A 26,392-nucleotide genomic window follows, 5' to 3' on the forward strand; every position below is an offset into this window, starting at 1 on the left:
GACTTGGTAGCCTTTTTTTGTGTAAAGACTGCAATGGAATTGTTAAGTTTATGTATAGTTGTAAACGTCAATTAGTTGAATCGGGTTCACAAGAACGTTAAAATAGAGGCTATACGTCTAAAAAAGAAAATGAACCTTTCACTTGAATTCCATATAAGGAGTGTTTACATGAATCGCACGAATCAATCGAAAGGAAGAATGGACCGATTCCGCCAAGCGGCGCTCGACTCGTTCAAAACACATCGTCTGTTCTGGATGTTCACCATCTTGTTATGGACGAAGTCGCTGATCGCGTATCAGTTCTTCTTCAACATGCCGGCCGAGAATCTGGTCCAGGCATTCATTCTCATCATCAACCCGCTCAGCTTCACGTTGTTCTTGTTCGCCTTCAGCTTCTTCTTCGGGGGAAATAAGAGGAAGTGGGCGCTGTATAGTCTATATCTCGTCTCCTCGCTCATCTTGTTCGCGGATACGACCTATTACCGTGAGTTCACGGATTTCTTGACCGTACCAGTCCTATTCCAATCGTCGAACATGGAGACGCTCTCGTCGTCATTCCTCTCGCTTCTCGAATGGAAAGACTTGCTCTTGTTAGGGGATCTCGTCGTGCTCCCGTTCCTACTATGGAAAATGAAAGAGACGAGCCAAGCGTCACAGCGCCGCGTCTTGATCACATTTACGGCAGCCGCCGCCATGTTCGGGTTCAACCTCGTCCTTGCGGAAACGGAGCGTCCAGAGTTACTCACGCGCTCGTTCGACCGGGAACTGTTGGTCAAAAACTTAGGAACGTTCAATTTCCACGTCTACGATGCCATGCTTCAAACGAAGACATCGGCCCAAAAGGCGCTCGCAGACGGATCTGAATTGGATGAAGTCGAGAACTTCACACGTCAGAACTATGCGGCTCCAGACCCGGAGATGTTCGGGAAGTATAAAGGCAAAAACGTTGTCGTCGTCTCGTTCGAGTCGGCTCAAAACTTCACGCACAACATGAAAGCGTCGAACGGCGAGTACATCACGCCGAACTTGAACAAACTGATCGAAGAATCCCACTACTGGCCGAACTATTACCATACGACCGGCCAAGGGAAGACGTCAGATGCCGAGTTCGCACTCGATAACTCGCTCTACGGCCTCTCGCGTGGAGGAGTCTACTTCACGAACGCCGATAACGAATACAACGCGTTACCAGAAGTCATCAAAGAAGATAACTACTACTCGGCCGTGTTCCACGCCAACAACAAGTCGTTCTGGAACCGCGACCAGATGTATCAAAACATCGGCGTCGACAAGTTCTTTGACGAAGCCAGCTACGACCTCGGGAACCCTGAGGATATGACGGAGTGGGGTCTGCTCGATGATGAGTTCTTCCGCCAATCGGTACCGATGCTCGAAGAGCTGCCAGAACCGTTCTATGCGAAGTTCATCACGCTGACGAACCATTTCCCGTACACGATGCCAAGTGAGAAGCACGAGCTCGTCCCGAAATTTGAGACGAACTCGACGACACTCAACAACTTCCCGCAGGCGCTCGCCTATCAGGATTACGCGCTCGGGTTGTTCATCGACGAGTTGAAGGCGAACGGCATGTGGGATGACACGATCTTCGTCGTCTACGGCGACCATTACGGCATCTCGACGAACCATAACGCCGCCATGGCGGATTTGCTCGGGAAAGACGAGTTGACGCCATACGACGTCGCCAAGCTCCAAGCGGTCCCGTTCGCGATTCATTTGCCGGGACAAGACAAAGGTGAAGTGCACGAGACGATTGGAAGTCATGTCGACATGAACCCGACGATTCAGCACTTGCTTGGAATCGATACGTCACAACAGGTCGGATTCGGGAACGACTTGTTCTCGAAAGAGCATTATGACCGCGCCATCTTCCGTGATGGGACGGTCGTGACGCAAGACCATCTGTTCACGCAGTCGATGTGCTATGACGCCAAGACTGGCGAAGTCGCAGAAGACGGTGAGGCGTGTACACCACTTGAATCAGAAGCGAACAAAATCCTCGAGATGAACGACCAGCTCATCTATTCAGATTTACTCCGCTTCAAACAAGCTCAATAATGAAGAGAGAAAAGATTGGAAACAGTCTTTTCTCTTTTTTTGTGGTCGTCGCGCCTTAGGAAGACTAAGATGAAAGAAGTGCACATCAGAAAAGGAGAACGAGATGACATTAGATTATACGGGAGAACGGGTCATCCCAGATCGCATGGACCCGCTGAACGGCTTGTTGCTTGAACATATCGCCCGTTACCATTTCGCCCTCTTATACATGAACGGACGCGTCCTCGATTTTGCGAGCGGGAGCGGATACGGCAGTCAATTGATCGCCAAGAACTTGAAAGGGACCGTGACCGAGGTCGTCGCGCTCGACTTGTCAAAAGAGGCGACGCGCTATGCGAAAGGCCGCTATCACCATCCGAACGTGGCCTATGTAGTAGGCGACGTGTTAGACCGGACGTTGCCGGAGAAACTCGGGACGTTCGACTGCATCGTCAGCTTCGAAACAATCGAACACGTGACCGACTATGAGGCGTTCATGGCGAACGTGTGGCAACTCTTGAAGCCAGGGGGCATCTTGGTGTTATCGACGCCATTCGGGCAAGGGGTCGGGCAACCGACGAATGAACTGTTCCATGTCCACCAGTTCACCGAGGCCGAGTTTGAGGAATTATTTACGTCATTCACGTCGACCGAATTTTATTATCAACGAGGTGTGCTCGTCGAACCGAAACGGGGGGCACGCCATTATCCAATCGGGATCACCGTCGCGGTTAAATAAAAAAATCCCGATGAACGAGGTCATCGGGTAATGAAATAGTATAACAGGCCGAGCGCCACGAAGGAGATTGGGAACAGGACGATATACGTCCACGACACCATCGACCAACTTTTCTTTTGACTGTAGTCTGATTTGTCTTTCCCGAGTCCGACCATGATGGTGAAGACGAGGGCAATCAAGCAAACGAGTAGCGATAATCCGATTGTGAGATACATATTGTCACATCCTTCATTGTTTTTTCATATATCAAGCATAGCTGAAAACGTGACGAAAAAGCCTCTGAAATGTTGGGATTGTGTGTCCAACAGTCAGAGGCTTTTATCACACCTGGGTATTTTTTATATATGTGTCGGCATCATCGATTGGAATGCCAAGCGCCTCGTGGATGACGATCAAGGCGCTGTCGTTGCGCTTGTCCGTCTCGGCGGCGACACAGTTGCGCGGGACATGAAGCTCATACTCACGCATATAGCCGTCATTCGCCGAGAACAGGATACAGATATCTGAGGCGACACCGGTCAGGACGAGCGATGTGACGTCAAGTTGACGCAACAAGATGTCGAGCTGTGTCCCGTAAAACGTCGAGTGTCTCGGCTTGATGATGAAGTATTCTTTTTCTTCCGGCGCGATCCGCTTGGCGATGGCGCTGCCTTTTGAAGACTCGACGTGCCGGATGATATCCTCGGTGCTGTCTTTCCACTGCCCGAAGTTATCGTTGCAGTAGATGACCGGCCAGTCGTTCTCTTTAAAGTGACGTTTCAGTTTCAAAATCGGGTCGACAATCGGCTCCGTATGTCGAATCAGGTCGTCCCCACCGACGAAATCGAAGTCGTTAAACAGATCGATGATGAGTAACGCCGTCTTTGGCATCGTGGTCCCTCCATTCAAAGAAGTCTCTGTATAGGAAGTACCACACTCGTTCAGACGTTAATCGTCATTCAGCAAACGTTTTGCTGCGGAACATGAACGCCGTGATGATATAGAAGGCGACGATGTGAATCAAGACGTAGAACGCCGAGAACCAAATCGTCACGTCCATCGTCTCCATGAAACCTGGGCTTTGGTAGTAGATCGACAAGTCCGTGTGTAGGAAGACAATCCATTTGGCGATGGCCGGTTTCCACGCGATGAGAAGACCACCGATCATCGTCGAGACGAAGTTTGCGAGCACGGTGAAGCCGATCACGACCCCGACCGATTTGAAGACGACCGAGAACATGAGCGTCAAGAAGATGACGAACACGCCGCTCGAGACGCTAAGCAGGACATTGCGGAACTGCTCGAGCGTCAACTCCCCGTCGAGCGTCAACGCAAAACCGTACGTGACGGCAAGAATGAACACGAACTGGGCGAGCATGATGAGAAGGGCGGCCACAAGTTTCGACAGTAAAATTCGATCGCGCGAGTAAGGACTCATGAGCAAATGCTTCAACGTATCAAATTTCAACTCGTTCCCAATCATCTCAGCGGTGAACACGATCGTGAAGATGCCGAGGAACGTCATCGCCGCCATCGTCGCATAGTTGACGAACGTTTCCGCGTCACCTGGGTTGTTGCCGCTCCGGACGATGAAGTACGTTAAGACGATGATCCCAGTGTACATACCGAGTGCGATGAGCGGTTTGATCGTACGTCGCCATTTCATGAACTCATTGGCTAGTAATGAACGCATTGTTCGTGCCTCCTTCTTTTTTCGTCAATTTCAAGAACTGTTCTTCAAGTGTCTCGTGTTTCATCCCGATCTGATAGACGGCGATGTCACGTTCGACGAGATGTTTCAACAAATGCGGGATATCGGTTTCCGGACGCGGGACGATGAACGTCTCAGCTGACTGTTGAATGATTTTCACATCATCAAAAGCGAGTGCCACGACATCGAGCGCTTCGTTCATCTGCTCGCGGCCGACTTTACAGAGGATGACACTTTCCGTCTTAGCCTCACCGTCTCCGCCTTGGACCGACTTGATTTGTCCTTGATCGATGATGGCGAACCGGTCGGTGATCAGTTCCATCTCGCTCAATAAGTGACTCGAGATGAGGATGGCGATGCCGCGGTGGTCGGCTAAATGCCGTAAGTAGTTGCGCAAATCAGCGATGCCTGCTGGGTCGAGACCGTTTGTCGGCTCGTCGAGGATCAATACTTTCGGGTTATGGAGCAGGGCACGGGCGATGCCGAGTCGCTGTTTCATCCCGAGTGAGTATTGTTTCACTTTCATATCGAGCTTTGTCTCAAGTCCGACGAGGGCACCGAGGGCGTTCAAGTCGACTTTCTTTAGACCAGGAATCAAATTCATCGCGTGAATCAGGTTCTCGCGGCCCGTCAAATACGGATAGAAAGCCGGGTTTTCGACGATGGCCCCGATGCGACTGAGCGCTTGTTGGCGTTCTGTCGAGACGTCGAATCCGTCGACGGTCACTTTGCCGTGTGTTGCTGGCATGAGGCCGGTGATAATACGAATCGTCGTCGTCTTCCCGGCGCCGTTCGGGCCGAGGAAGCCAAAGATTTCTCCGGGCGTGACGTCAAAACTGACATTCGTCAGGACGTTCGTCTGGCCCATTTTCTTGTGTACATTTTGTACGGATAACATAGGATCACCTTGCTTTCGTTTAGAGTATTTTCCAACTGGACACCCCTATATACGGACTGGATTGAAACAAGGTTTCACCTTTTTTTGAAACTGTTGAAACAAAGCGGTGATTTCCCAATTAGTTGATAAGGAAAACTTATTGAAATAGTATGGACGAATTGTGAATTTGAAAGGGTCTTTCCACAGGGAAAGGTGTAGTATGAAGAGGAGAGAAAGAGGCAAGATTTGGCTCTTTTTGCAGGACGAATCAGATGGATGAACTGCTTCGTGCTTAATGTTAAAATGAAAGCGTTCACACATCGGACGCACAGGAACGGATAGGGGGATTTATTCAATGGGAGAGTCGTCGAACGGTCGCGAACAAGTGCAAGCATTTTATGGTCCAAACTTAGGCTACATCGTTGAATTATATGAGCAATACGTTGAAGACCCAGAATCGGTCGACGCGGAGACGCGTCAATACTTTGACGAACACGGGGCACCGGAAGCGAGCGCGCCTGTCGCGTCGGCTGCATCGTTTGATTTAGAGAAAGTCGTGGCAGCGACACGGTTGGTCAATGATATCCGGGCACTCGGCCATAAAGCGGCCGATATTTATCCGCTCAAAGACCACCCGCGCGAACACGGCTTGTTTGCATTTGACCGTTACGGATTGAGTGAGGCCGACCTCGAGCAAGTACCAGCTCACTTGTTGTCGGAAGACGTGCCAAAACCGGGCGCGAACGCGCTCGAACTCGTTCGTCATTTGCTTGACGTCTATACGGGCACGGTTGCCATCGAGCTCCGCCACTTGGACGATATGGAAGAGAAGCGTTGGATTCGCCGCCGCATCGAGCAAGGCGCATTGAAAGCGAAGTACTCGAAGAACGAGAAAATCGAGCTGTTCCAGCGTCTAGCCGAGACAGAGTTGTTCGAGTCGTTCCTTCATAAAACATACGTCGGACAGAAACGCTTCTCGATCGAAGGGCTCGACGCGATGGTGCCGCTCCTTGACGCCATGGTCGGCGGCCTCATCTCGAGCGGGTCAGAACATATCAATATCGGGATGGCCCACCGCGGACGCTTGAACGTACTCGCGCACGTGCTCGGCAAACCGTACGAGATGATCTTCGCCGAGTTCCAACACGCCCCGAACAAAGAGTTGATCCCGTCGGAAGGATCGATCGGCATCAACTTCGGTTGGTCCGGCGACGTCAAATATCACCTCGGTCTCGACCGCAGAGTGTTAGAAGAGAAGAAAGAGGTCCGTTTGAACCTCGCCAATAACCCGAGTCACCTCGAGTTCGTCGGTTCGGTCGTCGAAGGGTATACGCGTGCCGCGCAAGACGACCGCTCAGAAAAAGGGATGGCGGTCCAACATGACGACAAGGCCGCATCGATCTTGATTCACGGAGACGCCGCGTTCCCAGGTCAAGGAATTGTCGCCGAGACGCTCAACATGACGAACTTGCAAGGCTATCGTACAGCGGGGACGGTCCATGTCATCGCCAACAACACGATTGGCTTCACGACCGACCCAAGCGATTCGCGCTCGACACGTTATGCGAGCGATATCGCCAAAGGCTATGAGATTCCAGTGTTCCACGTCAATGCGGACGACCCGGAAGCGTGTGTCGCCGTCGCCAAACTGTGCAGCGAGTATCGCGCCAAGTTCCATAAAGACATCCTCGTCGACTTGGTCGGTTACCGCCGCTACGGTCATAACGAGATGGATGAACCGATGAACACGAACCCGGTGCTCTATAAAGCCATCAAAGAACATCAATCGGTCCGTCACGTATACGCAGATGTGCTCGAAGCGGAAGGTGTCATGTCGAAAGAAGACAAGGCGACGATCGAACAGTCGATCGAGGATCGTCTCAAGTCGGCCCGTGACCTCGTCCCGGCCGAAGAAGAAGATGCTGACATCGTCTTGCCGGAAGTGGTCCATAAAGGATTCCCGTTCGTCGAGACGGGCGTGGAACGTGATGTGCTCCAACAATTGAACGACGAATTGCTCGTCTGGCCGGAAGGCTTCGGCGTGTTCCATAAACTTCAAAAAGTGCTTGACCGTCGCCGTGACGCGTTCGCGGACAATGGGAAAGTCGACTGGGGCCATGCTGAGACGCTCGCCTATGCCTCAATCATCTCGGACGGCACGCCGATCCGCTTGAGCGGGCAAGATTCAGAGCGCGGAACGTTCGCGCAACGTAACATCATGTTGAACGATGTCGAGACTGGCAAGAAGTTCTCACCGCTCCATCACTTGTCGACGGCGAACGCCTCGTTCTCGGTCCACAACAGCCCGCTCTCAGAAGGCTCGGTACTTGGTTTCGAATACGGATACAACGTGTTCGCCCAAGACACGCTCGTGCTATGGGAAGCACAGTACGGTGACTTCGCCAACTCGGCGCAAGTCATGTTCGACCAGTTCATCTCGGCCGGTCGCGCCAAGTGGGGCCAAAAATCAGGTCTCGTCATGCTGTTGCCACACGGCTATGAAGGTCAAGGGCCAGAGCACTCGAGCGCCCGGATGGAGCGTTACTTGACGCTCGCCGGAGAGAAGAACTGGACGGTCGCGAATTTGTCGACGGCCGCGCAGTACTTCCACATCTTGCGTCGTCAGGCGAAGATGCTCGGTACAGAACAAGTCCGTCCGATGATCATCATGACACCGAAGAGCCTGCTCCGTCATCCGCTCGCAGCCTCATCGGTCGATGAACTGTCCGACAATAACTTCCGCCCGATCATCGAACAAGTTGGTCTCGGTGAGAATCCGGATCAAGTCGAACGTCTCGTCTTCTGTTCAGGGAAGATGGCAATCGATTTGCAAGAAGCGACGATGAAGTCAGAGGAGTCACTCGACTTCCTGCACATCATCCGTGTCGAAGAAATTTATCCGTTCCCGGTCCGTGAGATCCGTGAATTGATCAGCCGCTATCCGAACGCGAAAGAGATCGTCTGGGTCCAAGAAGAGCCGAAGAACATGGGGGCATGGACGTACATCGAGCCTCGTCTCGAAGCGGTCACATCGAACCGATTGAACGTCCGCTACGTCGGCCGCCGCCGCCGTTCGAGCCCGGCCGAAGGAAATCCGACGGCCCATAAACAAGAACAAGCACGCATCATCCGTGAAGCCATCTCACGTGACGCCGTCTCGGCTGCTGCCGGCACGAGCACATATCAAAAAGATCGTAAATAAGTTAAGGGGGAACTCATTGTGATCGAAATCAAAGTACCGGAATTAGCAGAGTCCATTACGGAAGGAACGGTCGCGTCGTGGCTTAAACAGCCAGGCGACCACGTTGAAAAAGGGGAAGCCATCGTCGAACTCGAGACGGACAAAGTCAACATCGAAGTGCCGGCCGATGAGTCGGGCACGCTCGACGAGCAATTGGCGGCCGAAGGGGACACGGTCCAAGTCGGACAAGTGATCGCCCGCCTCAGCTCAGGATCGGGCGGCGGTACGGCTGTCGCGACGAAGACAAAAACGGAAGCGGCGACAGAGACAGCTCCGGCACCGGCCGAGACAAAAACAGAGGAAGTCGGCGAAGCGAAGAAAGTCGAACGCCGTGAAGAGCACGTGGCGAGCCCAGGCAAAGGACCAATCGCGACACCTGCGGCCCGTAAATTGGCCCGTGAGAAAGGCATCGACTTGTCGGCCATCCAAACGAACGACCCGATCGGCCGCATCAACGTCCATGACGTGACGAACCACGAGTCGAAACCGGCACCGGCACAAGCACCACAAGCGCCAAAAGCACCGGCAGCAGCACCGCAGCCGGCAGCGAGCGGCAAAGATGAAGAGCGCATCAAAATGACGCGTCGTCGTCAAACGATTGCCAACCGCCTCGTCGAGGTGCAACAGACGGCAGCGATGTTGACGACGTTCAACGAAATCGATATGTCGGCTGTCATGGCGCTCCGCAAACGTCGCCAAGAGAAGTTCGTCAAAGATAACGACGTCAAACTCGGCTTCATGTCGTTCTTCACGAAGGCGGCCGTCGCGGCGCTCAAACGGATGCCTTACTTGAACGCAGAGATTCAAGGCAACGAGATCGTCTTGAAGAAATACTATGACATCGGCATCGCCGTGTCGGCTCCGGACGGCCTCGTCGTCCCGGTCGTCCGCGAAGCGGATCGCAAAAACTTCGGTGAGATCGAGAAAGACATCTTGCACCTCGCCGATAAAGCCCGCAACAACAAGCTCGGGTTGAGCGACCTTACAGGTGGTACGTTCACAATCACAAACGGTGGCGTCTTCGGCTCACTCTTGTCGACACCGATCTTGAACGGCCCACAAGTCGCCATCCTCGGGATGCACTCGATTCAACTCCGTCCGATTGCCATCGACGCAGAGACGATGGAGAACCGTCCGATGATGTACGTGGCCCTCTCGTATGACCACCGTATCGTCGACGGTCGTGAGGCTGTGACGTTCCTCAAGCACATCAAAGACATGATTGAAGACCCAGAACAATTGTTGTTCGAAGCATAAGCAAAAAATCCATGTCGCGTCGGCGACATGGATTTTTTTATGTGAGCGATTCATCGAGCGTGATTTGATTTTTTCCGTTCGCTTTGGAGCGGTAGAGCGCCTGGTCCGCCCGTTTGATGGCGGCGTGCGGCACCGTTTCTGTCTGCCAGAGCGAGGCGCCGATACTGGCCCCGACGGTTGCCGTCCCGCTTTCAATAGCGATCGGTTTGGACAGGGACGCGATAATGTCTTCGCCGATGCGTGTGATGGAGTGTCCGTTCTGTCCGTTCCGTTCGAACAAGAGGAAGAACTCGTCACCGCTCAAACGGACCGGATAGGACCCATCGAGCGTCACTCGTTTCAATCGCTCGGCAATCTTAATCAAGACGTCATCCCCGACGGCGTGCCCGTATGTATCGTTGATTGCTTTGAAACCGTCGAGATCGATATAGAAACAGACGTATTCGTTCTTTGTCGCCTGGGCTTCGTTCAAATAGTGACGAAGCGCCGTCCGATTGGCGAGCCCGGTCAAGACGTCGCGATGGGCGAGCGACTCGTAATGGACCCGCTCCGTCTCGGATTCGGTGAGTGACGTGACGAGCGATTCTAAGGCGAAAGCGAGCGACTCGATCTCATGAATCCCTGATTGGTGTGGAAACGTCTTCGCTTTGCCTTGTTTCATGAGGGCTGCCGTCTCGGTGATCCGTTTTAGCGGCCGGGTCACGACTGAGGCGAGGAGCCAACCGAGGATGGCCGTCACGAACGAGGCGACGAGGCCGATCGATAAGATGTTCCGCTCGAGTGAGGCAACCGGGGCGAAAGCGACTTCGGCCGGTTGGCGGACGACGACACTCCAGTCGAGGCCGGCGTAATCTTCATACCCTTCCCCGGTGGCGACGCCCGTCAAATAGGATTTCCCGTCCGCCCACGTGTCGACGTGCCATCCGTCGTCTAGTTTCGTCGGGAGCGGTTTCCCGACGAGATGGTCCGGGCCGAGCAACACGGTGTTGTCGCGTCCGCTGACGACGAAGAGGTCGGTATACTCGGACTGATGGTGGAGCGTCCGGTTGAAGTGGCGGAGCACTTCCTTCCCCCATTCCCAACTGAGGTGAGTCGCGAGCACGCCTTGGAAGGCCCCGTCACGGAACAGCGGGACACTGATGTCGACGAACTGAAGGACTTCACCGGTCGGGTTCGGCAACAGCTCCGCGAGCAACACGGCCTCGTGGACATCCCCGATGAACGGCTCATCCTGGGCTTCTAGAAAGACAGGGCGTTCGCTGATTGAAGCGCCTTCTAATATTCCATTCGTCGAAGCGACGACGTTCCCCGCCGCATCGGTCACGCCCATCCATGAGAAAGCGGGGATGTTCGTTTGGACTTGGTCGAGCAGGGCCCGGCTCGAGGCGGGTTCGTTCAAGGCGTCGAGTCCTTGGAGCAATTGGATTTCTTGATAGCGCGACCACATGTAAAAGTCGAGCTTATCGACGAGCTGGTGCGACGTCATCGACAACCGTTCCCCGATCTCTGCTTCGAGCGAGGCGGCGGAGCGTTGGCTGGTCATGTACGTTAGCGTGATGGTGAGCAAAAAGACGAGTGTGGCGATGCTGAGCGCCAAGATCAGGCCGAGGCGCATCGAAAATGATTTCATGAACAAATTCCTCCTACAGTGACAATCTCCACTCTGTTCATCGTCATCTTTTCCGTGACATGAAGCGAAGTTATAAAAAAACAAGGTCGATTTCGTGGAAACAGATAGCGCTTTCGTTATAATGAAAGACGAATCGATACAAATAGAGGTGAGACAAATGAAACAGAATAAACTATTGGTCATCGCGACGCTGCTCGCGGTCGCCCTCGTGGCCGTCGTGGTCGTTCTCTTGAACCGGCCGGCCGAACAAGCGGAGACGGCGGCACCGGTAAAGGCAGAGCATGTGTCGACCGAAGGACAGCCGACGCTCGGAGATGCGGACGCACCCGTCTCGGTCGTCGAGTTCGGGGATTATAAATGCCCGTCTTGTAAACAGTGGGGTGAGACGGTCTATCCGAAGTTGAAGCAAGACTATATCGACACAGGGAAAATCAGTTTCAGCTACATCAACGTCCTGTTCCACGGACAAGAGTCGATTTTGGCATCACTCGCGTCAGAGTCGGTGTATAAACAAGACCCGGACGCGTTCTGGGATTTCCATAAGGCGCTCTACGACGCGCAACCGGCGAGTCAGCAGCACGACGAGGCATGGGTCACGGTCGAGCGGTTGACAGAGATTGCGAGCGAGACGACATCGGTCGACGTGGCGAAGCTCGAGGACGACTTGAGTGAGAACTCGACGGTGCTCGACCAAGTGAGCCTCGATGACGGGCTCGTCAAAGAGCACGGTGTCCAGTTCACGCCATCGATCATGATCAACGGCGTCATGCTCGAAGACCCGTTTGACTATGAGACGATTGAGCGGTTGATTGAGCAAGGCACACCATGAAGCAGTCGTTCTTGACCCGTTATGGTCTGTATCTCGCTTGGCTCGTCGCTCTCGCAGCGACGCTCGGCAGTCTTTACTTCAGTGAGATTCGCGAGTTCGTGCCATGTGAGCTTTGCTGGATTCAACGCATCTTCATGTATCCGCTCGTCATCTTGCTCGGGGTCGCCGTGTTCACGGACGACCGGGCGGTGAAGAAGTATGTATTGCCGCTCTCCATCCTCGGAGGTCTGGTTTCACTGTACCATTATTTGGTTCAAAAAGTACCTGGTTTCGCCGATATCAAGCCGTGCGTGCAAGGCGTACCGTGCAACGTGCAATACATCAACTGGTTCGGGTTCGTGACGATTCCGTTCCTTGCCTTGACGGCATTTACTTTGATCACGCTCCTCGTCTGGCGCGTGAGACGCAATTGACAACGAAGGAGATGGAACGTGTGAAGAAATGGATGCTCATCGGATTGATCAGCTTGATGGCGGTGCTCGCCGCGTGCGGCCAGGAGATTGAAGACCCGCTCAATTGGGAGATCGAGTCGTTCGACTATATGAATCAGAATGAAGAGATGGTTAGTCTGGACGATTTGAAGGGCAAAGTTTGGATGGCCGACTTCGTCTTCACGAGCTGTGAGACGGTCTGTCCACCGATGACGTACAACATGACGAAACTCAATGAAGCGCTCGTCGAGGAAGGCGTCGAAGACGTCCAGTTCGTGTCGTTCAGCGTCGACCCGACCGTCGATACGCCGGACAAGATTCAAGCGTTCATGGCTGACTACGACTTGGCGAAAGCCGATTGGCAATTCTTGACGGGTTATTCGCAAGAAGAGATTGAGGCGTTCGCGCAACAAAACTTCAAAGCGCTCGTCCGCAAACCGTCAGAAGGCACCCAAGTGGATCACGCGACGTGGTTCTATCTCGTCGACCAGGACGGGAAAATCATCAAGGCGTATCAAGGATTCCAAGACGTGCCAATCGAGGACATCGTCAGCGACATCAAGATTTTACAGAACTCATAAGACGGCCCGTGCCGTCTTTTTTGTATTCGAAAACAGGGGAATCGGCGTTGGTGCCGTATAATGAATAAGGTAGAGGAGTGGATGGAATTGAAGAAGACACTATTATTTTCATTGATGGGCCTGGCTGCCGTGACAGGTACCGTGCTCACGCAATATAAACCGCTCGGGAAGAAGCCGAAGGCGCTCCGGTCGCCGAACCTGGTGAACGGAAAGTTCCAGAATCAGCTCGAGACGCCGATGCGGTTCTCATCGGACGACATGATCTCGATGTCGAAGGAATATTTGAATCCGGACTCGCTCCGGAAACCGAGCGAGCGCTTACCGGTCGTCCCGATCGACTTCAGCGAGAAACTCGGTTCAAGCTTCACACGCATCTATTGGCTCGGACACTCGGCGATGCTCGTCCAAATGGACGGTAAGACGATGCTCGTCGACCCGATGTTCGGCCGGAACCCATCGCCGCTCCCGTTCGCAAAGAACGAGCGGTTCAGCGAAGACTTGCCGTTCGAGCTCGACGACTTGCCGGACATCGATGTCGTCTTGCTCACGCACGACCATTACGATCATTTGGACTATGCGACGATTCAAGCGATTCAAGACAAGGTCGCCGTCTTCATCGTCCCGCTCGGCGTCGGCAGCCACTTAAAACGGTGGGGCGTCGGGGCGGAACGCATCGTCGAGCGCGATTGGGGCGAGACGTTTGACTTCGGCTCATGGACGTTCGTTTGTACGCCGGCTCGGCACTTCTCCGGTCGCTCGCTCACCGACCGCAACGCGACGCTCTGGGCGTCATGGGTCGTCCTTGGCGAGACGGACCGCCTGTTCTTCAGCGGGGACGGCGGGTATGGGCCACACTTCAAAGAAATCGGCGATGCGTACGGACCGTTCGATTTCGCGGCGCTCGAGTGCGGACAATACGATGAGCGCTGGCCGGACGTGCACATGCAACCGACTGAGACGGCACAGGCGTTCCGGGACGTGCGGGCCGACAAGATGCTCCCGATCCATTGGGGCGCGTTCACGTTATCGTTCCATGCCTGGTTCGACCCAGCCGAACAGATGGTGGGGCTCTTACCACGAGAGGACGTGCTCACGCCGCGAATCGGTGAGCGGATCACGCTCGACGGACGGAACGACACGACCAACTGGTGGCGTGACATCGAAGACATGAACAAGCGGTGACCGAATTCGGTCACCGCTTTTGTCACGAAGAGAGGCGTTCGGCCTCGTCCGTTTCGATATGAAGTTTGTGTTTGCGCGTGTAGACGAGGAACGCACCCGTCATGAGGATCGAGCTGATCCCGAACAAGACGACCATGAGCTGTAAGCCGATCAAGTCGAGGAAGAAGCCAGTGACGAGTAACACGACTTGGAAGACGATCCGGTCGAGCATGTTCCGGAACGAGAAGAAGCGGCCGTGATAGTCTTTCGGCATCCGTGTCTGGAAAATCGTCACGGCCGTCGGGAAGAAGCAGCCGACCGAGAAGCCGAACAAGACGAATGCGGCGATCGAGACGGCAGGGATGTCGGCGAAGTAAAGCATGAGCTGGGCGACCCCGATCAAAAACGAGAACGTGAACAAGATGGAGAACACGGAGAACTTCTCACCGATCCGTTTGATGAGGAACGCACCGACCATGAAGGCAATCCCTTCGGCCGTGTAAATCCATCCTTTGATCGCCGTCGAGTCTTGCAGCTCGCTAATGTTGATGACGAGCAAGTTGAACCCGCCGATGAAGAGGAGCGGGATGAGCGTCATGACGAGTGTCATAAAGATGACCGGAATCGATTTGATGATCGGAAAGACGTCCTTGAACCCGCCGGACGACTTGGCGTCCACTTTCTTCGCAGACGGGACGGTCGTCTCGTCGATCTTCAAGAACCACGTCGCGACGGCGAGAAGCAGATAAGCGACAAGCGAGAGCGCGTAGACGTCCCGAAGTGAGATGAGCGTGAGCAAGATGCCGGCGATGGCCGTCCCGATGACCCGCGACAGCGTCGACACGTTCATATGCACCCCGTTCAAGGCGAGCAACTCCCGTTCCTTGACGATGAGCGGGATGGCCGCCTGGAGCGCCGGGAAGTAGAACGCGGCCGACCCTTGCAGGAAGACGAGGAAGACGACCATCCACAGCACGCTTCCCGTCTCGATGGCGATGAACATGAACAGGACGCTCAGCGCCCGGACAATACTTGAGATGAGCATGATTTTCTTTTTCGAGCCTTGGTCGGTGAGACGGCCGGCGAGCGGCCCGATGGCGACCCCGGCGAGCAGTCCGCCAGCGAGGATGAGCGCCTTGACGAAGTCAGACGGCACTTTCTCCTGCATGAACTCCAAGTTGCCGATGATGCCGAGCCAAAGCCCGAGACCGGCGACGAACTCCCCGGTCAAGATGATCCAGACGTTGCGATTTTTCCACATATGGTTAAGTCCTCGATTCTTATTAGGTAATAATAATTATCCTTCAGAACGATTTAGAAAGCTACAAAAAAAGAAGCCGGGATTCGGCTATACAAATATGCATTTTTGTAATACAATGTATTACAAAGGAGGTCGATCATATGAGTACAATATCTGTTCGACTCGACGAAGAGGATGCTCGTCTCATTAGAGAGTATGCGAAAACAAAGAATCTTACCCTTTCCACTCTCGTCCGCGATGCTGTTTTAGAACGAATTGAGGATGAACTCGATTTAAAATTGTATCATGAAGCGATGAAGGCTCATCAAGAGCATTCTGAGGCAATTTCATTTGACGACATGATGAAGGATTTAAACTTGAAATGAAAGTTTATCAAGTCGCATTCGAACGAAATGCTCAAAAAACATTGAAAAAGATGGATCCCCAACAGGCGCGGATCATCATGGCCTGGATCAAGAAAAACTTGGTCGGAACAGATGATCCTCGCCGTCATGGGAAAGGGTTAGTTGCCAATCACTCTGGCGAATGGCGGTATCGCATTGGTGATTATCGTCTAATTGCAGATATTCAAGACGAGACAATCACAATTCTCATTTTAGAAATCGGTCATCGCAGAGATATCTACAAGTAAAAAATTGCGTATACATAAGGTTTTTTTAAGAAAACCCTAAAAAGCATTCGTCCAAATATGGGCGAATGCTTTGCTTTTATTCGTTTAACATCAGATATCGCAGTTATCGTCCGTGCACGTCGCGCCACCCGAGAGCACTTGAAGCGTCGGTGCCGATTCGGACCAAGTTTTCTCGAGTACTTGCGTGAACGCCTCGGTCGGTTGCGCGCCAGAGACTCCATATTTTCCGTCAAAGACGAAGAACGGGACGCCGGTGATGCCGAGGTCGCTTGCACGCTTCTCTTCAGCGCGAACGTCTTCCGTGTATACGTCTGAAGCGAGCACGTCTTTCACGGCGTTAGCATCGAGTCCGACACTTGTCGCGATCTCGACGAGGACGTCGTGGTCGCCGATATGTTTCGCGTCGACGAAGTACGCCTTGAGGAGCGCTTCTGACAGTTCTTTCTCTTTGCCGACCGTCTTCGCATAGTGCGTCAATCGGTGCGAGTCGAGTGTGCCCGTGACGACCATGTTGTCGAAATCGTAGTCGAGACCGACCGTGCGGGCTTGAGCGGCGACTTGTGCCGTCGTGCCTTTCGCCTGCTCGAGCGGCATGCTGTATTTCTTCGCGAGCGCTTCGTAAATCGAACGCGAGTCGGTCGTCGGGGCGTTCGGATCGAGCTCGAAGCTCTTGAACTCCACCTCGACGTTATCCGCGTGCGGGAACTGTTCGAGCGCTTCTTCTAGACGACGCTTGCCAATATAACAGAACGGGCAGACATAGTCTGACCAAACTTCAATTTTCATTTTCAATCCCTCCTACAGTCAGTGTAGGATGTCTTGAATTCGAAGTAAATCAATGTGCTCACGAAAAAAAGCCCTCACGAGGAGGACTTAGAAGACATACCAGAACACGCAGACGAAGTGGGCGAAGCTGCCGAACAAGATGAACAAGTGGAACACCTCGTGGAAGCCCCAACCGCGCCAGTTGACGAACTTCGGCTTGAAGCCGTAGATGAGTCCGCCGATCGTGTACATGACGCCACCGAGGATGAGCCAGAAGATGCCGGCGTTGCCGATGACGTTATGGAGCGGTCCGATGAAGAACACCGATAACCAACCCATGCCGATATAGAGCGCTGTCGACAAGAAGCGCGGGGCATGGAACCAGACGAGCTTGAAGACGATGCCGAACAAGGCGAGCGCATGGACGGTGCCGAACAATACCCAGCGCGTCGGACCTTCGAGCGCGAGCAAGGTGAGCGGGGCATACGTCCCGGCAATCAAGGCGTAAATCATCGCATGATCGATTCTCCGGAAGAAGGCGATGACGTTCGGTGAGGCGATGATGCTGTGGTAGAGGCCGGACGACAAGTAGAGGAAAACAAGGCTGATGCCGAACAAAATCGCGGCCATGATGGCGAGCGGCTCGCCGAGCAGTGACGCTTTCACCGTCATCGCAATCAACGCGACGAACGCGAGCACGGCACCGGCCAAGTGGGTCAGTGCGTTAATCGGTTCCCGAAAAATCGAATTCATGCTAAACACTCCTTATTACGTCATGTAGTATCCATAACTACATGATAAGCTGTATACTGAAAAACAACAAGGTTTTTGTTTCGACAAATCCGGTTTGTCCGTATACTGAAGGGGAGGTGATTGAATGAAACCGCACGAGATAATAGAGACGGAAGGGACGCTGCCGAAGCAGGTGCTCCCGACGATTGACTTATATATGGACCAGGTCATCCAGTTGTTCGAGCAACATTACGGCAAGATGAAACGAAGCGACGATGAGACGATTTTGACGAAGACGATGATCAACAACTACGCCAAGGGCAAACTGTTCCACCCCGTCAAAAACAAGAAATACACGAACGAGCACTTGATGTTGCTCAGCCTGATTTACGAGATGAAAGGATTGCTCTCGATCAATGACATCAAAGAGACGCTCCGGCCGTTGAACGAGTCGGACGAGGGTTTCTCGCTCGAGGACTTCTATGACGCGTACCAAGTTCAGAAAGAGCAGAACATGCAGGCGTTCGAGGCGCAAGCCGAGACGCTCCTCGCCAACGTACGCACGAACGAGACGAACGGCATCCAACAGTCGCTCGCCATCGCCTCGGCCGTCCATATGAGCCACTTGTTCCAACGGCTCGCTGAACAGTTGATTGATGAAGGCAAATAAAAATGTCCCCTAGAATCCCATTGGAGTCTAGGGGACATTTCATTTCAGACGATCGCGTTCGAAGCGCTCACCTTTGTTGTACAGTTTGATGACAAGAAGTGGTGCTGCATAACTGATGGTCACGAGAACGAGTAGCGTCCAGAAGAGATTATAATCTAACATGAGACGCTCATACGCAAACGATAACAACAAGATGACAGCGATATGAATTACCGGGTGGAGGTGCCGGAACAAGGCGTTGAGCACACTACTGATGAATACAGTCAAAATTACGAGCATGAACAAGCCGAACGCAATCAACAACCACATGTAATCCATAAGTCACCGCCTGGTTAATTATTGATGTACTTCTCGAACACGTCACCGAAGTCTTTGCGGTTCCACTCGTGATAGTGACCTCTGAGCCAGTCGAAGCTTTGTTCGTTCAATTCCTTGAACGTCGACGCCACGTTCATGTCGCCTTGGCGGAGCCCGCTCAAAATCGACACCGAGTGCGTGAGTGACGCGTTGGCATACTCCATCATCTTCCGGCCTTCACGTTGCTTCTCAGCGATGGCGAGGAGCGATTTGTACAAGTCTTTCACATGCTCGATTTGTTTCTTGTTCACGTCGATCGAGTACGGCTTGTCGCCGATGGTGAACTTGATCTCGACGTCCATGTCGACCGTACCGGCTGTCTCGAACATCACGTTATTCAATGGGAAATGGGCGTAAGGATAACGGTACAAGACGCGTTTCGAACTCATCGCACTCGTCCCGTCGAGGTGGATCATCGCCAAGTTTGTGAAGCAGTACTCGTCCGATTTCGATTTGATTAAGAAATAAATCTTCTCGTTGTCCTCATGCAGGACGTAATCATCCGAATCCGCTTTATCGAAATCTTTCGGGTCGATGACTTCGCCGATATCGCTGAAGCCTGTCAAATCAGAAGCTAGTTTTTTGAACATGTACAATCTCTCCTCAGTAGTGGATTTTGTGCATCTCGTTCGGGTCAGACCCGGTCCGCTCGTCGCGGTTGAGTCCATCGATCGCGTGCATCTCTTCTTTCGTCAACGTGAAGTCGAATACCTCTATATTCTCGCGAATCCGGCTCGGCGTGACTGATTTCGGGATGACGGCGACGCCGTTCTGCAAATGCCAACGCAAGATGACTTGAGCCGGCGACTTCCCGTACTTATCAGCGATCTCGGTGATGACCGGGTCCTCGAGCGCCTCACGCCCTTTCATGAGCGGGCTCCACGCCTGAATCTGGATATCGTACCGCTGGCAGAACGCGATCAATTCTTTTTGGGACAGGTATGGGTGGATCTCGACTTGGTTCACCGCCGGGACGATCGAGCATGACTGGATGATCTGTTCGAGGTGGCTGATCTCAAAGTTCGAGACCCCGATGGCCCGAACCTTGCCTTCCTCATACAACTGTTCGAGCGCTTTATACGTCTCGACGAACTTGCCGAAGCGCGGCATCGGCCAGTGAATCAAGAACAAGTCAACATACTCGAGCCCGAGCCGGTCGAGGCTATCTTGGAACGCTTGGAGTGCCTCGTCATAGCCGTGGAACTCGTTCCACAGTTTCGTCGTCACGAAGATGTCTTCCCGCGGGACGCTTGACTCGCGAATCGCTTGGCCGACGCTCTCCTCGTTTTGATAGATGGCCGCCGTGTCGATTAACCGATAGCCGGTGTCAAGCGCCGCTTTGACCGTGTCGACCGTGACTGCACCGTCTTCCACTTTGTACACGCCGAGTCCGAGCATCGGCAGTTTCACATCATTGTTGAGTGTGGTCCATTCCATAAATTGATTCCCTCCCTCTCACCTCTTACGTTACCGAAAATCGTCCGGAAGTGAAAGCGAAAGCTACAGCCGAATACTTTCGCCGTGCGCCTTGATCACGATTTGATCACGTTCAAGCTTTGCCGCGGCGACGAGTCGCTCATACGGCTCTTCGACCGGTTCATATGACAAGACGAACGTGTCCCAATGCATCGGGAAGAAGCGTTTTGCTCCGCTCTGTTTGAACATCGTCCATGCCTGTTCCGGCGTGCAGTGCGCTTCCTCGAACGACTCGGGTTGATAGGCCCCGATCGGGAAAAAGGCGAGGTCGATCGGCTCTTTGTTCGCGAGCCCGTTGAACGACTCGGTGTACGCCGTATCCCCGGCGAACAGCATGCGGACGCCTTTATATTTCAAGACGTAGCCGTTATAACCCATATGTTTGTCCCATGGGAAACGATTGCCCCAGTGGGCGACAGGGATCGCTTGGACGTGGAGCCCGTTCGCGAGCGTCAATTTGTCGTGTGGATGCATCTCGAGCGTCTGTAAGCTCGGATATTTACGCAACAGTTTGCTCGTCCCTGGAGCCGAGATGACGACCGTATCGCGATTGATGAGTCGCTTCAGGCTCTTATGGTCGAAGTGGTCCATATGGGCGTGACTGAGCAAGATGACGTCGACGTGCCCGATTTCCTCGATCGAGAGGGCGGGGGCGGTATGGCGTTTCATCCCGAACGTGACCGGGCCGACGTGGACCCCAATCCGGTTCGAGAACACCGGATCGGTCAAAATCTTTAATCCGTACCAATGGATGAGCACGGTCGAATGGCCGACCCAGGTGGCGCCGACCATCGTCTCATCGAACGAGGCGAGGTCCGGCTTGACCGTCGGGACTTTGAAGGCGGGGCGAGGCAGTCTTTGTTTGAATCGTGTATATAAGAACGTACCGACGCTCGCTAGGACAGCGCTCGGGACGAGTAGGTTTCGTAATTTCATGGCAGTCACCTCATCATCTAAGTTGGTTTAATCATACCGCTCGCATGACGCGCTTGCATCCGCCGGAAGGTGTAGAAAAAATCGGAGATTGTGGGGCACCTCTTGCGAATCCGCTTTCAATTTGGTACGGTTGCAATAACTTAGGAAAGGAAGGTACAACGTGCCATGAAAAAGTCACACGCCCTCAACTGATGAAACGAATCATCACTGTTCGCACGAACAGTCACGGGTGAAGTGTGTCCAATTTCAGGCTACGGGGGTAACCCTTCTTTCCGCTTGACCGGAGCTCTTCACACCATCGCTTTTGAGCGGATGGTGTTTTTTGTTTCATCGCGTATCCGAACAATTAGCGAGGTGAAACAATATGTTATCAATCCAACAAGTCCGGTTCGACCACGACCGGCAACCATTATTCGACAACGTCTCGTTCGACGTGGCGGCAGCAGAACGGGCCATCTTATTCGGACAGAACGGGTCCGGCAAGACGACGCTGTTCAAGCTGCTTATCGGCGAGCTGACCCCGCAGGCAGGCACGATCGACGTCTTAGGTTCGGTCGGTGTCGTCGAACAGACGGTGTTTGACGGAGAAGAGACTGCGCTTGACTACGTCATGCAAGGCGACCCGCAGCGCTATCCGCTCTACATGGATGTCACATCAGGTGACACGGCGCGCGTGCTTGAAGCATACGACGAGGCGCTCGCAACTGACGCCTTCGGACTCGAGACCGAAGCGAGACGAGCGCTCAAACGGCTCGGTCTCGACGCACAGGACTCAATCCGGCTCCGAGAGTTGAGCGGCGGTGAACAGACACGGGCCCAACTTGCTCGGCTTACGATGCGACACGTCGATATCGTCCTGCTCGACGAGCCGACGAACCATCTCGATGTCGACTCAATCGAGTGGCTGACGCGCTGGGTGAACGAGTTTCCGGGTACGGTGCTCGCCATCTCCCACGACCGTCAGTTCATCGACGATGTCGCGACGGTCATCCTTGAGTTAGATGATGGGAAAGTCGTCCGCTATCCTGGCAACTACACGGCCTATAAACACCAGAAGGCAGAGGAACGTGTACGTGACGAGCGGGCCCATGCCCGCTACGTAGCGCGGAAGTCGGAGCTGCTCGATATGATCGCCCAATATAAAGGCTGGCATTTGAAAGCGAAAGCGACGGCGAGCGTACGGAGTCCCGGCGCGCAAAAAGGAGCGGCGAACCTCGCCGTCAAAATGAAGGCAAGGGAACGTAAGCTCGAGCAACTCGAAGGTTCTCGGCCCGATCGCCCGAAAGACGCGGCCCACGTCTCCGTCCGTTTCCAAGCCGACCCGCTCGAGGCGAAGACGTGGATCACGGTCGACGACGTCTCGTTCGGTTACGAGGAACCCCTCTTTGAGCACCTCTCGTTCACGGTGAACCGGGGTGACCGCATCTCCATCGTCGGTCCGAATGGAAGTGGGAAGACGACGCTTTTGAAACTATTGATCGGCGAACTCGCACCGGAGGCAGGGGACGTCAAGCGTCATCCGAAACTGAAGGTCGGCTATTTCTCGCAGACGCTCGCGCGATTGCCGAAAGACGGGACGTTGCTCGACGCACTTCTCGCCGAGAGTGACATCACAGAGACGGAGGCACGGACGCTTTTGGCGCACTTCTTATTCCGCCGCGATGAGGTGTATAAGCCGATCCGTGACGCGAGCATGGGGGAGAAGTGCCGCATCGCCTTCCTCATCCTCTACTTCTCGGATGCGGATTTGCTCGCGCTCGATGAGCCGACGAACTATTTGGATGTGGCGACGCGAGAACAAATCGAAGCCGCACTCGACGTATACCGGGGCGGGTTGATCCTTATCTCGCACGACCGGACGTTCCATCGATTGACGGACCGGACGATCGAGCTCGGAAAGACGGTGCGCGTCCTTGAGTCGGGTGATACAAAACCTCCGGTCGACGTCGACGCGACGCTGCGGACGCTCGAGACGTTGACGAGCGAGCCGCAAATTTTCTTCGACGAGGCAGGAAACGGGATCCCCCTTGCCGAATCGGAGAAGGGACGAAACAAATAGGGGTGGAAGAACATGAAAGAAGAAGTACGGGTATCACGGGCAGCGTCACGGAAACGGAAACGGTTTTGGCAATCAGCGACGGTGGTGTTGTTGATCGCCTCGCTCATCGGCGTCATCGCTTTCGCGGCGCTCATGGACTCGAAGAAGTCGGCGTTGCCGGAGACGGACGACATCGCGACCGAATCGGTCAACAGTGAGACGAAAGCGACAGAGGAGACCGAGGCGGAAGCAGAGGCTGACGAGACCGACGGGGTGTTCGTCTATATCGCGGCGCCGTATACGAAAGTGTTCGCCGATGACCGGGTGACGGTCATCTATGAGGCCGACCTCGGCGACCGTTTCGAACAACTCGAGGCCGTCAGTGGTTTCGTCAAGCTCCAATTGAACGAGCGGACGACGGGATGGGTGACGGAAGCACAAGTGACGGGAGAAGCGACGAGCATTTCCGATGACGATGTGACCGCGGCATGGAAGACCGTCGTCCCGACGGCGGATGCGGCGACAATCGAAGTGCTCGGCCAAGACATCGACAGTGTCCGGGCCACGCTCGGTACCCCGAAAGCGGTCCAGCGTGACCAAGTGAACGAATACCATTTCTATGACGGCTTCTTCTTGATGGTACGTGACCAACAAGTGCGGGCGATCGACTGGGACCGCCAAGCGGTCGCGACGCCTGATGTGACGGCGACGAGCAGTCAAAACGCCGGCAGTTGGTATGAAGGTGAGACTCGCCAGTTGAAGTTGTTCCCCTATGACGGCGTCATGCGGGTCCGGCTCGAACAGAAATAACGACAATCGTCGAGAGGACATCCCTTTCGGCGATTGTTTTTATGTATTCATTCAAATTAACGTTTGAATGTTTGAGGTGGAAGGTATAGACTATATAGAGAGAGGGGGAGAAACAATGGGCGCACATCACGATCATCACGGGCACGACCATCACCATCATCATACGACGAACCAACGGGCATTATTCTGGTCGTTCGTCCTGATTGCGACGTTCATGGTCGTCGAGGTCATCGGCGGATTATGGACGAACAGTTTGGCGCTCTTGTCGGATGCGGGCCACATGCTCAGTGACGCAGCCGCGCTCGGTCTCAGTTTTCTCGCCGTTCGGTTCGGGGCACGGCAGGCGACGCCGGAGCGCACGTTCGGCTATCGACGGTTCGAGATTTTGGCGGCGTTCGTCAATGGATTGACGCTGCTCGTCATATCCATCTACATCATCATCGAGGCGTATCAGCGCTTGTTCGCCCCGCCTGAGATTTTGAGCGGGGGCATGCTCACGGTCGCCATCATCGGACTGCTCGTCAACGTACTTGCGGCCTGGCTGCTCATGCGGGGGGAACGTGACAACTTGAACGTCCGCAGTGCACTGTTGCACGTGTTCGGCGATTTGCTCGGCTCGGTCGGTGCCATCACGGCGGCCGTATTGATTATGGCGTTCGGTTGGACGCTTGCCGACCCGATCGCGAGTCTGTTCGTCGCTGTCCTGATTTTATTGAGCGGCTACCGCGTGACGCGGGAGGCGATCCATATTTTGATGGAAGGGACACCCGACCAAATCGACGTCGTGGCGATGCAACGTGAACTCGGTAGCGTCGATGGCGTCAAAGAAGTCCATGACTTACATGTCTGGTCAATCTCATCGAACGAATTCGCCGTCACGTGCCACGTCTTGATCGAGGCGGACACGGACGACCAGCGCGTCTTGCGTGAGGTGACGAAACGAATCCGGCAGTTCGCCACATTCGAGCGTTCGACCGTTCAAATCGAACGGGAAGCGCAATGTTGTGAGGAACGAACGATTTGGTAAACGAACAAGCGGTCCCTGACAATGTCGGGGACCGCTTTCCTTATGGCTTCAAGACGACTTTGACGCAGTCATCTAAATGGTCGTTAAAGATTTTGTAGGCATCCGCCGCCTGTTCGAGTGGCAGGCGATGCGTGATGATGTCGGTCGGGTCGAACTTCTTGTCGACGATCATTTGGAACAGCTCAGGCATATAGTGGATGACTGGCGCTTGTCCAGTCCGGATGCTGACGTTGCGGGTGAAGAAGTCGCCGAGTGGGAACTGGTTATAGTTCATCGCATATATCCCGGTCAATTGGACCGTCCCGAACTTCCGGACCGCTTCTTTGGCGACTTTGATGGCGCTGAGCGTGCCACCTTGGACCATCAACTTTTGCTCGACTTTCTCGATCGGGGACATCTTGCCGTCGAAGCCGACACAGTCGATGACGACGTCGGCCCCGCCGTTCGTGATTTCATGAATGTATTTGCCCGTGTCGACCGGGTCTTTCATGAGGACGGTCTCAACGTTGTTTGACAGTTTGGCCCGGTTCAAGCGATACAATTCCGGGTCGACGGCGATGACGCGTTTCGCCCCGCGCACCCAGGCGAGCTTTTGGGTCATCAGGCCAACGGGCCCTGAGCCGAGGACGACGACCGTGTCGCCGGCTTTCATCCCGGAACTGTCCAAACTCCACCACGCCGTAGGGATGACGTCGGAGAGGAAGAGGAGCGCCTCGTCATCGAGTTCGCACGACTCCGGGATGACGAGCGGCATGAAGTTTCCATATGGAACTTTCAAATACTCGGCCTGCCCCCCAGGATGGTTCCCGAATTGCTCGGTGAATCCAAAGTAGCCGCCCGCGTCCGTATGGGGGGCGTGGTTCGAATTGTCACACTGACTTTCCATCTCGTTCTCGCAATAGAAACAATGGCCGCATGAGACGTTGAACGGCAAGACGACCCGGTCGCCTTTTTTCACTTTCGTGACATCCGGTCCGACTTCCTCGACGATGCCCATCGGCTCGTGGCCGATGACGTAGCCGTGTCGCGTCGGCATATTGCCTAAGTAGATGTGCAAATCTGATCCGCAGATGGCCGTTGAGGTGATTTTGACGATAATCTCTTCCCGATTCTCAATCTCCGGGTCTTTCACGTCCTTGACCTCGATGTTCTTTGCTCCTTGATAGGTTACAGCACGCATATGTTCACTTCCTCCTTT

The 26,392-nt window shown here is 54.1% G+C and carries 27 protein-coding genes; 14 read left to right on the plus strand and 13 right to left on the minus strand.

All coding sequences use genetic code 11. From position 1 onward, the window contains the following. The first annotated feature begins 168 nt into the window (after positions 1-168). Entirely contained in the window at positions 169-2,076 is a 1,908-nt protein-coding gene (locus tag KNP74_RS05090) for an LTA synthase family protein (protein ID WP_214763708.1), read from the plus strand. Between the two features lie 103 nt (positions 2,077-2,179). Continuing rightward, on the plus strand, positions 2,180-2,794 hold the full coding sequence (locus tag KNP74_RS05095) for a class I SAM-dependent methyltransferase (RefSeq protein WP_138859835.1): 615 nt from the start codon (positions 2,180-2,182) through the stop codon (positions 2,792-2,794). Between the two features lie 20 nt (positions 2,795-2,814). On the opposite strand, the gene KNP74_RS05100 is transcribed toward KNP74_RS05095, so the two are convergent. From KNP74_RS05100 to KNP74_RS05115, 4 genes are all read right to left on the minus strand, one after another. Beyond that, on the minus strand, positions 2,815-3,009 hold the full coding sequence (locus tag KNP74_RS05100) for a hypothetical protein (RefSeq protein WP_138859834.1): 195 nt from the start codon (positions 3,007-3,009) through the stop codon (positions 2,815-2,817). Positions 3,010-3,115: 106 nt separating this feature from the next. After that, positions 3,116-3,664 (minus strand): cysteine hydrolase family protein, encoded by a 549-nt coding sequence (locus tag KNP74_RS05105; protein ID WP_214763709.1) that lies wholly within the window; start codon positions 3,662-3,664, stop codon positions 3,116-3,118. A gap of 64 nt (positions 3,665-3,728) precedes the next feature. Further along, the gene (locus tag KNP74_RS05110; protein WP_214763711.1) at positions 3,729-4,466 is read right to left on the minus strand and encodes an ABC transporter permease; all 738 of its coding nucleotides are present in this window, start codon (positions 4,464-4,466) and stop codon (positions 3,729-3,731) included. Continuing rightward, positions 4,444-5,352 carry an ABC transporter ATP-binding protein gene (locus tag KNP74_RS05115; RefSeq protein WP_251130102.1) on the minus strand — a complete coding sequence of 303 codons (909 nt, stop codon included), beginning with the start codon at positions 5,350-5,352 and terminating at the stop codon, positions 4,444-4,446. The genes KNP74_RS05110 and KNP74_RS05115 overlap by 23 nt, the downstream gene beginning before the upstream one ends. 364 nt (positions 5,353-5,716) lie before the next feature. Between KNP74_RS05115 and KNP74_RS05120 the strand changes: the two genes are divergently transcribed. Together KNP74_RS05120 and odhB are read left to right on the plus strand one after the other, a co-directional pair. Further along, positions 5,717-8,563 carry a 2-oxoglutarate dehydrogenase E1 component gene (locus KNP74_RS05120; RefSeq protein ID WP_214763713.1) on the plus strand — a complete coding sequence of 949 codons (2,847 nt, stop codon included), beginning with the start codon at positions 5,717-5,719 and terminating at the stop codon, positions 8,561-8,563. An 18-nt stretch (positions 8,564-8,581) separates the two neighbouring features. After that, positions 8,582-9,859 (plus strand): 2-oxoglutarate dehydrogenase complex dihydrolipoyllysine-residue succinyltransferase, encoded by a 1,278-nt coding sequence (gene odhB / locus KNP74_RS05125; RefSeq protein WP_214710435.1) that lies wholly within the window; start codon positions 8,582-8,584, stop codon positions 9,857-9,859. 37 nt (positions 9,860-9,896) lie between these two features. On the opposite strand, the gene KNP74_RS05130 is transcribed toward odhB, so the two are convergent. Beyond that, positions 9,897-11,489 (minus strand): diguanylate cyclase domain-containing protein, encoded by a 1,593-nt coding sequence (locus KNP74_RS05130; RefSeq protein WP_214707968.1) that lies wholly within the window; start codon positions 11,487-11,489, stop codon positions 9,897-9,899. A gap of 157 nt (positions 11,490-11,646) precedes the next feature. On the opposite strand from KNP74_RS05130, the gene KNP74_RS05135 reads away from it, so the two are divergent. The 4 genes from KNP74_RS05135 (at position 11,647) to KNP74_RS05150 (ending at position 14,512) form a co-directional block, all read left to right on the plus strand. Next, the gene (locus KNP74_RS05135) at positions 11,647-12,318 is read left to right on the plus strand and encodes a DsbA family protein (RefSeq protein ID WP_034776675.1); all 672 of its coding nucleotides are present in this window, start codon (positions 11,647-11,649) and stop codon (positions 12,316-12,318) included. After that, the gene (locus KNP74_RS05140) at positions 12,315-12,731 is read left to right on the plus strand and encodes a disulfide oxidoreductase (protein WP_214763714.1); all 417 of its coding nucleotides are present in this window, start codon (positions 12,315-12,317) and stop codon (positions 12,729-12,731) included. The genes KNP74_RS05135 and KNP74_RS05140 overlap by 4 nt, the downstream gene beginning before the upstream one ends. A gap of 11 nt (positions 12,732-12,742) precedes the next feature. After that, positions 12,743-13,330, plus strand: coding sequence for an SCO family protein (locus KNP74_RS05145; protein WP_214710628.1), 588 nt, complete (start codon positions 12,743-12,745; stop codon positions 13,328-13,330). Positions 13,331-13,411: 81 nt separating this feature from the next. Then, positions 13,412-14,512, plus strand: a complete 1,101-nt coding sequence (locus tag KNP74_RS05150; protein ID WP_251129604.1) for an MBL fold metallo-hydrolase — start codon at positions 13,412-13,414, stop codon at positions 14,510-14,512. Between the two features lie 22 nt (positions 14,513-14,534). Here the strand turns inward: KNP74_RS05150 and KNP74_RS05155 are convergent, their stop codons facing one another. Next, a complete protein-coding gene (locus KNP74_RS05155; protein ID WP_214710438.1) occupies positions 14,535-15,752 on the minus strand; it encodes an MFS transporter in 1,218 nt (405 codons plus the stop codon). 140 nt (positions 15,753-15,892) lie between these two features. Between KNP74_RS05155 and relB the strand changes: the two genes are divergently transcribed. Together relB and KNP74_RS05165 are read left to right on the plus strand one after the other, a co-directional pair. Further along, positions 15,893-16,117, plus strand: a complete 225-nt coding sequence (gene relB, locus KNP74_RS05160) for a type II toxin-antitoxin system RelB family antitoxin (RefSeq protein ID WP_029335717.1) — start codon at positions 15,893-15,895, stop codon at positions 16,115-16,117. Further along, a complete protein-coding gene (locus KNP74_RS05165; RefSeq protein WP_214710439.1) occupies positions 16,114-16,383 on the plus strand; it encodes a type II toxin-antitoxin system RelE family toxin in 270 nt (89 codons plus the stop codon). Before relB ends, KNP74_RS05165 begins: the two co-directional genes overlap by 4 nt. A 90-nt stretch (positions 16,384-16,473) precedes the next feature. Here KNP74_RS05165 and KNP74_RS05170 read toward each other — a convergent pair whose 3' ends face one another. Then, entirely contained in the window at positions 16,474-17,169 is a 696-nt protein-coding gene (locus KNP74_RS05170) for a DsbA family oxidoreductase (protein WP_214763715.1), read from the minus strand. Between the two features lie 87 nt (positions 17,170-17,256). Further along, positions 17,257-17,901, minus strand: a complete 645-nt coding sequence (gene trhA / locus KNP74_RS05175; RefSeq protein WP_021066766.1) for a PAQR family membrane homeostasis protein TrhA — start codon at positions 17,899-17,901, stop codon at positions 17,257-17,259. A 124-nt stretch (positions 17,902-18,025) separates the two neighbouring features. On the opposite strand from trhA, the gene KNP74_RS05180 reads away from it, so the two are divergent. Then, a complete protein-coding gene (locus KNP74_RS05180) occupies positions 18,026-18,550 on the plus strand; it encodes a DUF1836 domain-containing protein (protein WP_214707982.1) in 525 nt (174 codons plus the stop codon). Between the two features lie 39 nt (positions 18,551-18,589). On the opposite strand, the gene KNP74_RS05185 is transcribed toward KNP74_RS05180, so the two are convergent. The 4 genes from KNP74_RS05185 to KNP74_RS05200 form a co-directional block, all read right to left on the minus strand. Next, positions 18,590-18,868 carry a hypothetical protein gene (locus KNP74_RS05185; protein WP_034776686.1) on the minus strand — a complete coding sequence of 93 codons (279 nt, stop codon included), beginning with the start codon at positions 18,866-18,868 and terminating at the stop codon, positions 18,590-18,592. A gap of 14 nt (positions 18,869-18,882) precedes the next feature. Then, positions 18,883-19,497 carry a PH domain-containing protein gene (locus KNP74_RS05190; RefSeq protein ID WP_214763716.1) on the minus strand — a complete coding sequence of 205 codons (615 nt, stop codon included), beginning with the start codon at positions 19,495-19,497 and terminating at the stop codon, positions 18,883-18,885. Positions 19,498-19,510: 13 nt separating this feature from the next. Then, positions 19,511-20,344 carry an aldo/keto reductase gene (locus KNP74_RS05195; protein ID WP_214763717.1) on the minus strand — a complete coding sequence of 278 codons (834 nt, stop codon included), beginning with the start codon at positions 20,342-20,344 and terminating at the stop codon, positions 19,511-19,513. Between the two features lie 63 nt (positions 20,345-20,407). Next, positions 20,408-21,319, minus strand: coding sequence for an MBL fold metallo-hydrolase (locus tag KNP74_RS05200; protein ID WP_214707985.1), 912 nt, complete (start codon positions 21,317-21,319; stop codon positions 20,408-20,410). Positions 21,320-21,683: 364 nt separating this feature from the next. On the opposite strand from KNP74_RS05200, the gene abc-f reads away from it, so the two are divergent. From abc-f to KNP74_RS05215, 3 genes are all read left to right on the plus strand, one after another. Then, a complete protein-coding gene (gene abc-f / locus KNP74_RS05205; protein WP_214763719.1) occupies positions 21,684-23,378 on the plus strand; it encodes a ribosomal protection-like ABC-F family protein in 1,695 nt (564 codons plus the stop codon). Between the two features lie 12 nt (positions 23,379-23,390). Next, positions 23,391-24,167 (plus strand): hypothetical protein, encoded by a 777-nt coding sequence (locus KNP74_RS05210; RefSeq protein ID WP_214763720.1) that lies wholly within the window; start codon positions 23,391-23,393, stop codon positions 24,165-24,167. A 115-nt stretch (positions 24,168-24,282) separates the two neighbouring features. Further along, entirely contained in the window at positions 24,283-25,194 is a 912-nt protein-coding gene (locus KNP74_RS05215) for a cation diffusion facilitator family transporter (protein WP_214763721.1), read from the plus strand. Between the two features lie 40 nt (positions 25,195-25,234). On the opposite strand, the gene KNP74_RS05220 is transcribed toward KNP74_RS05215, so the two are convergent. Then, positions 25,235-26,374: a zinc-dependent alcohol dehydrogenase gene (locus KNP74_RS05220; protein WP_029595905.1), complete on the minus strand. Its 1,140-nt coding sequence runs from the start codon at positions 26,372-26,374 to the stop codon at positions 25,235-25,237. Positions 26,375-26,392: the final 18 nt, after the last annotated feature.

Origin of the sequence: Exiguobacterium sp. s141 (genome assembly GCF_018618085.1) — a bacterium.
Taxonomy (GTDB): domain Bacteria; phylum Bacillota; class Bacilli; order Exiguobacteriales; family Exiguobacteriaceae; genus Exiguobacterium; species Exiguobacterium mexicanum_A.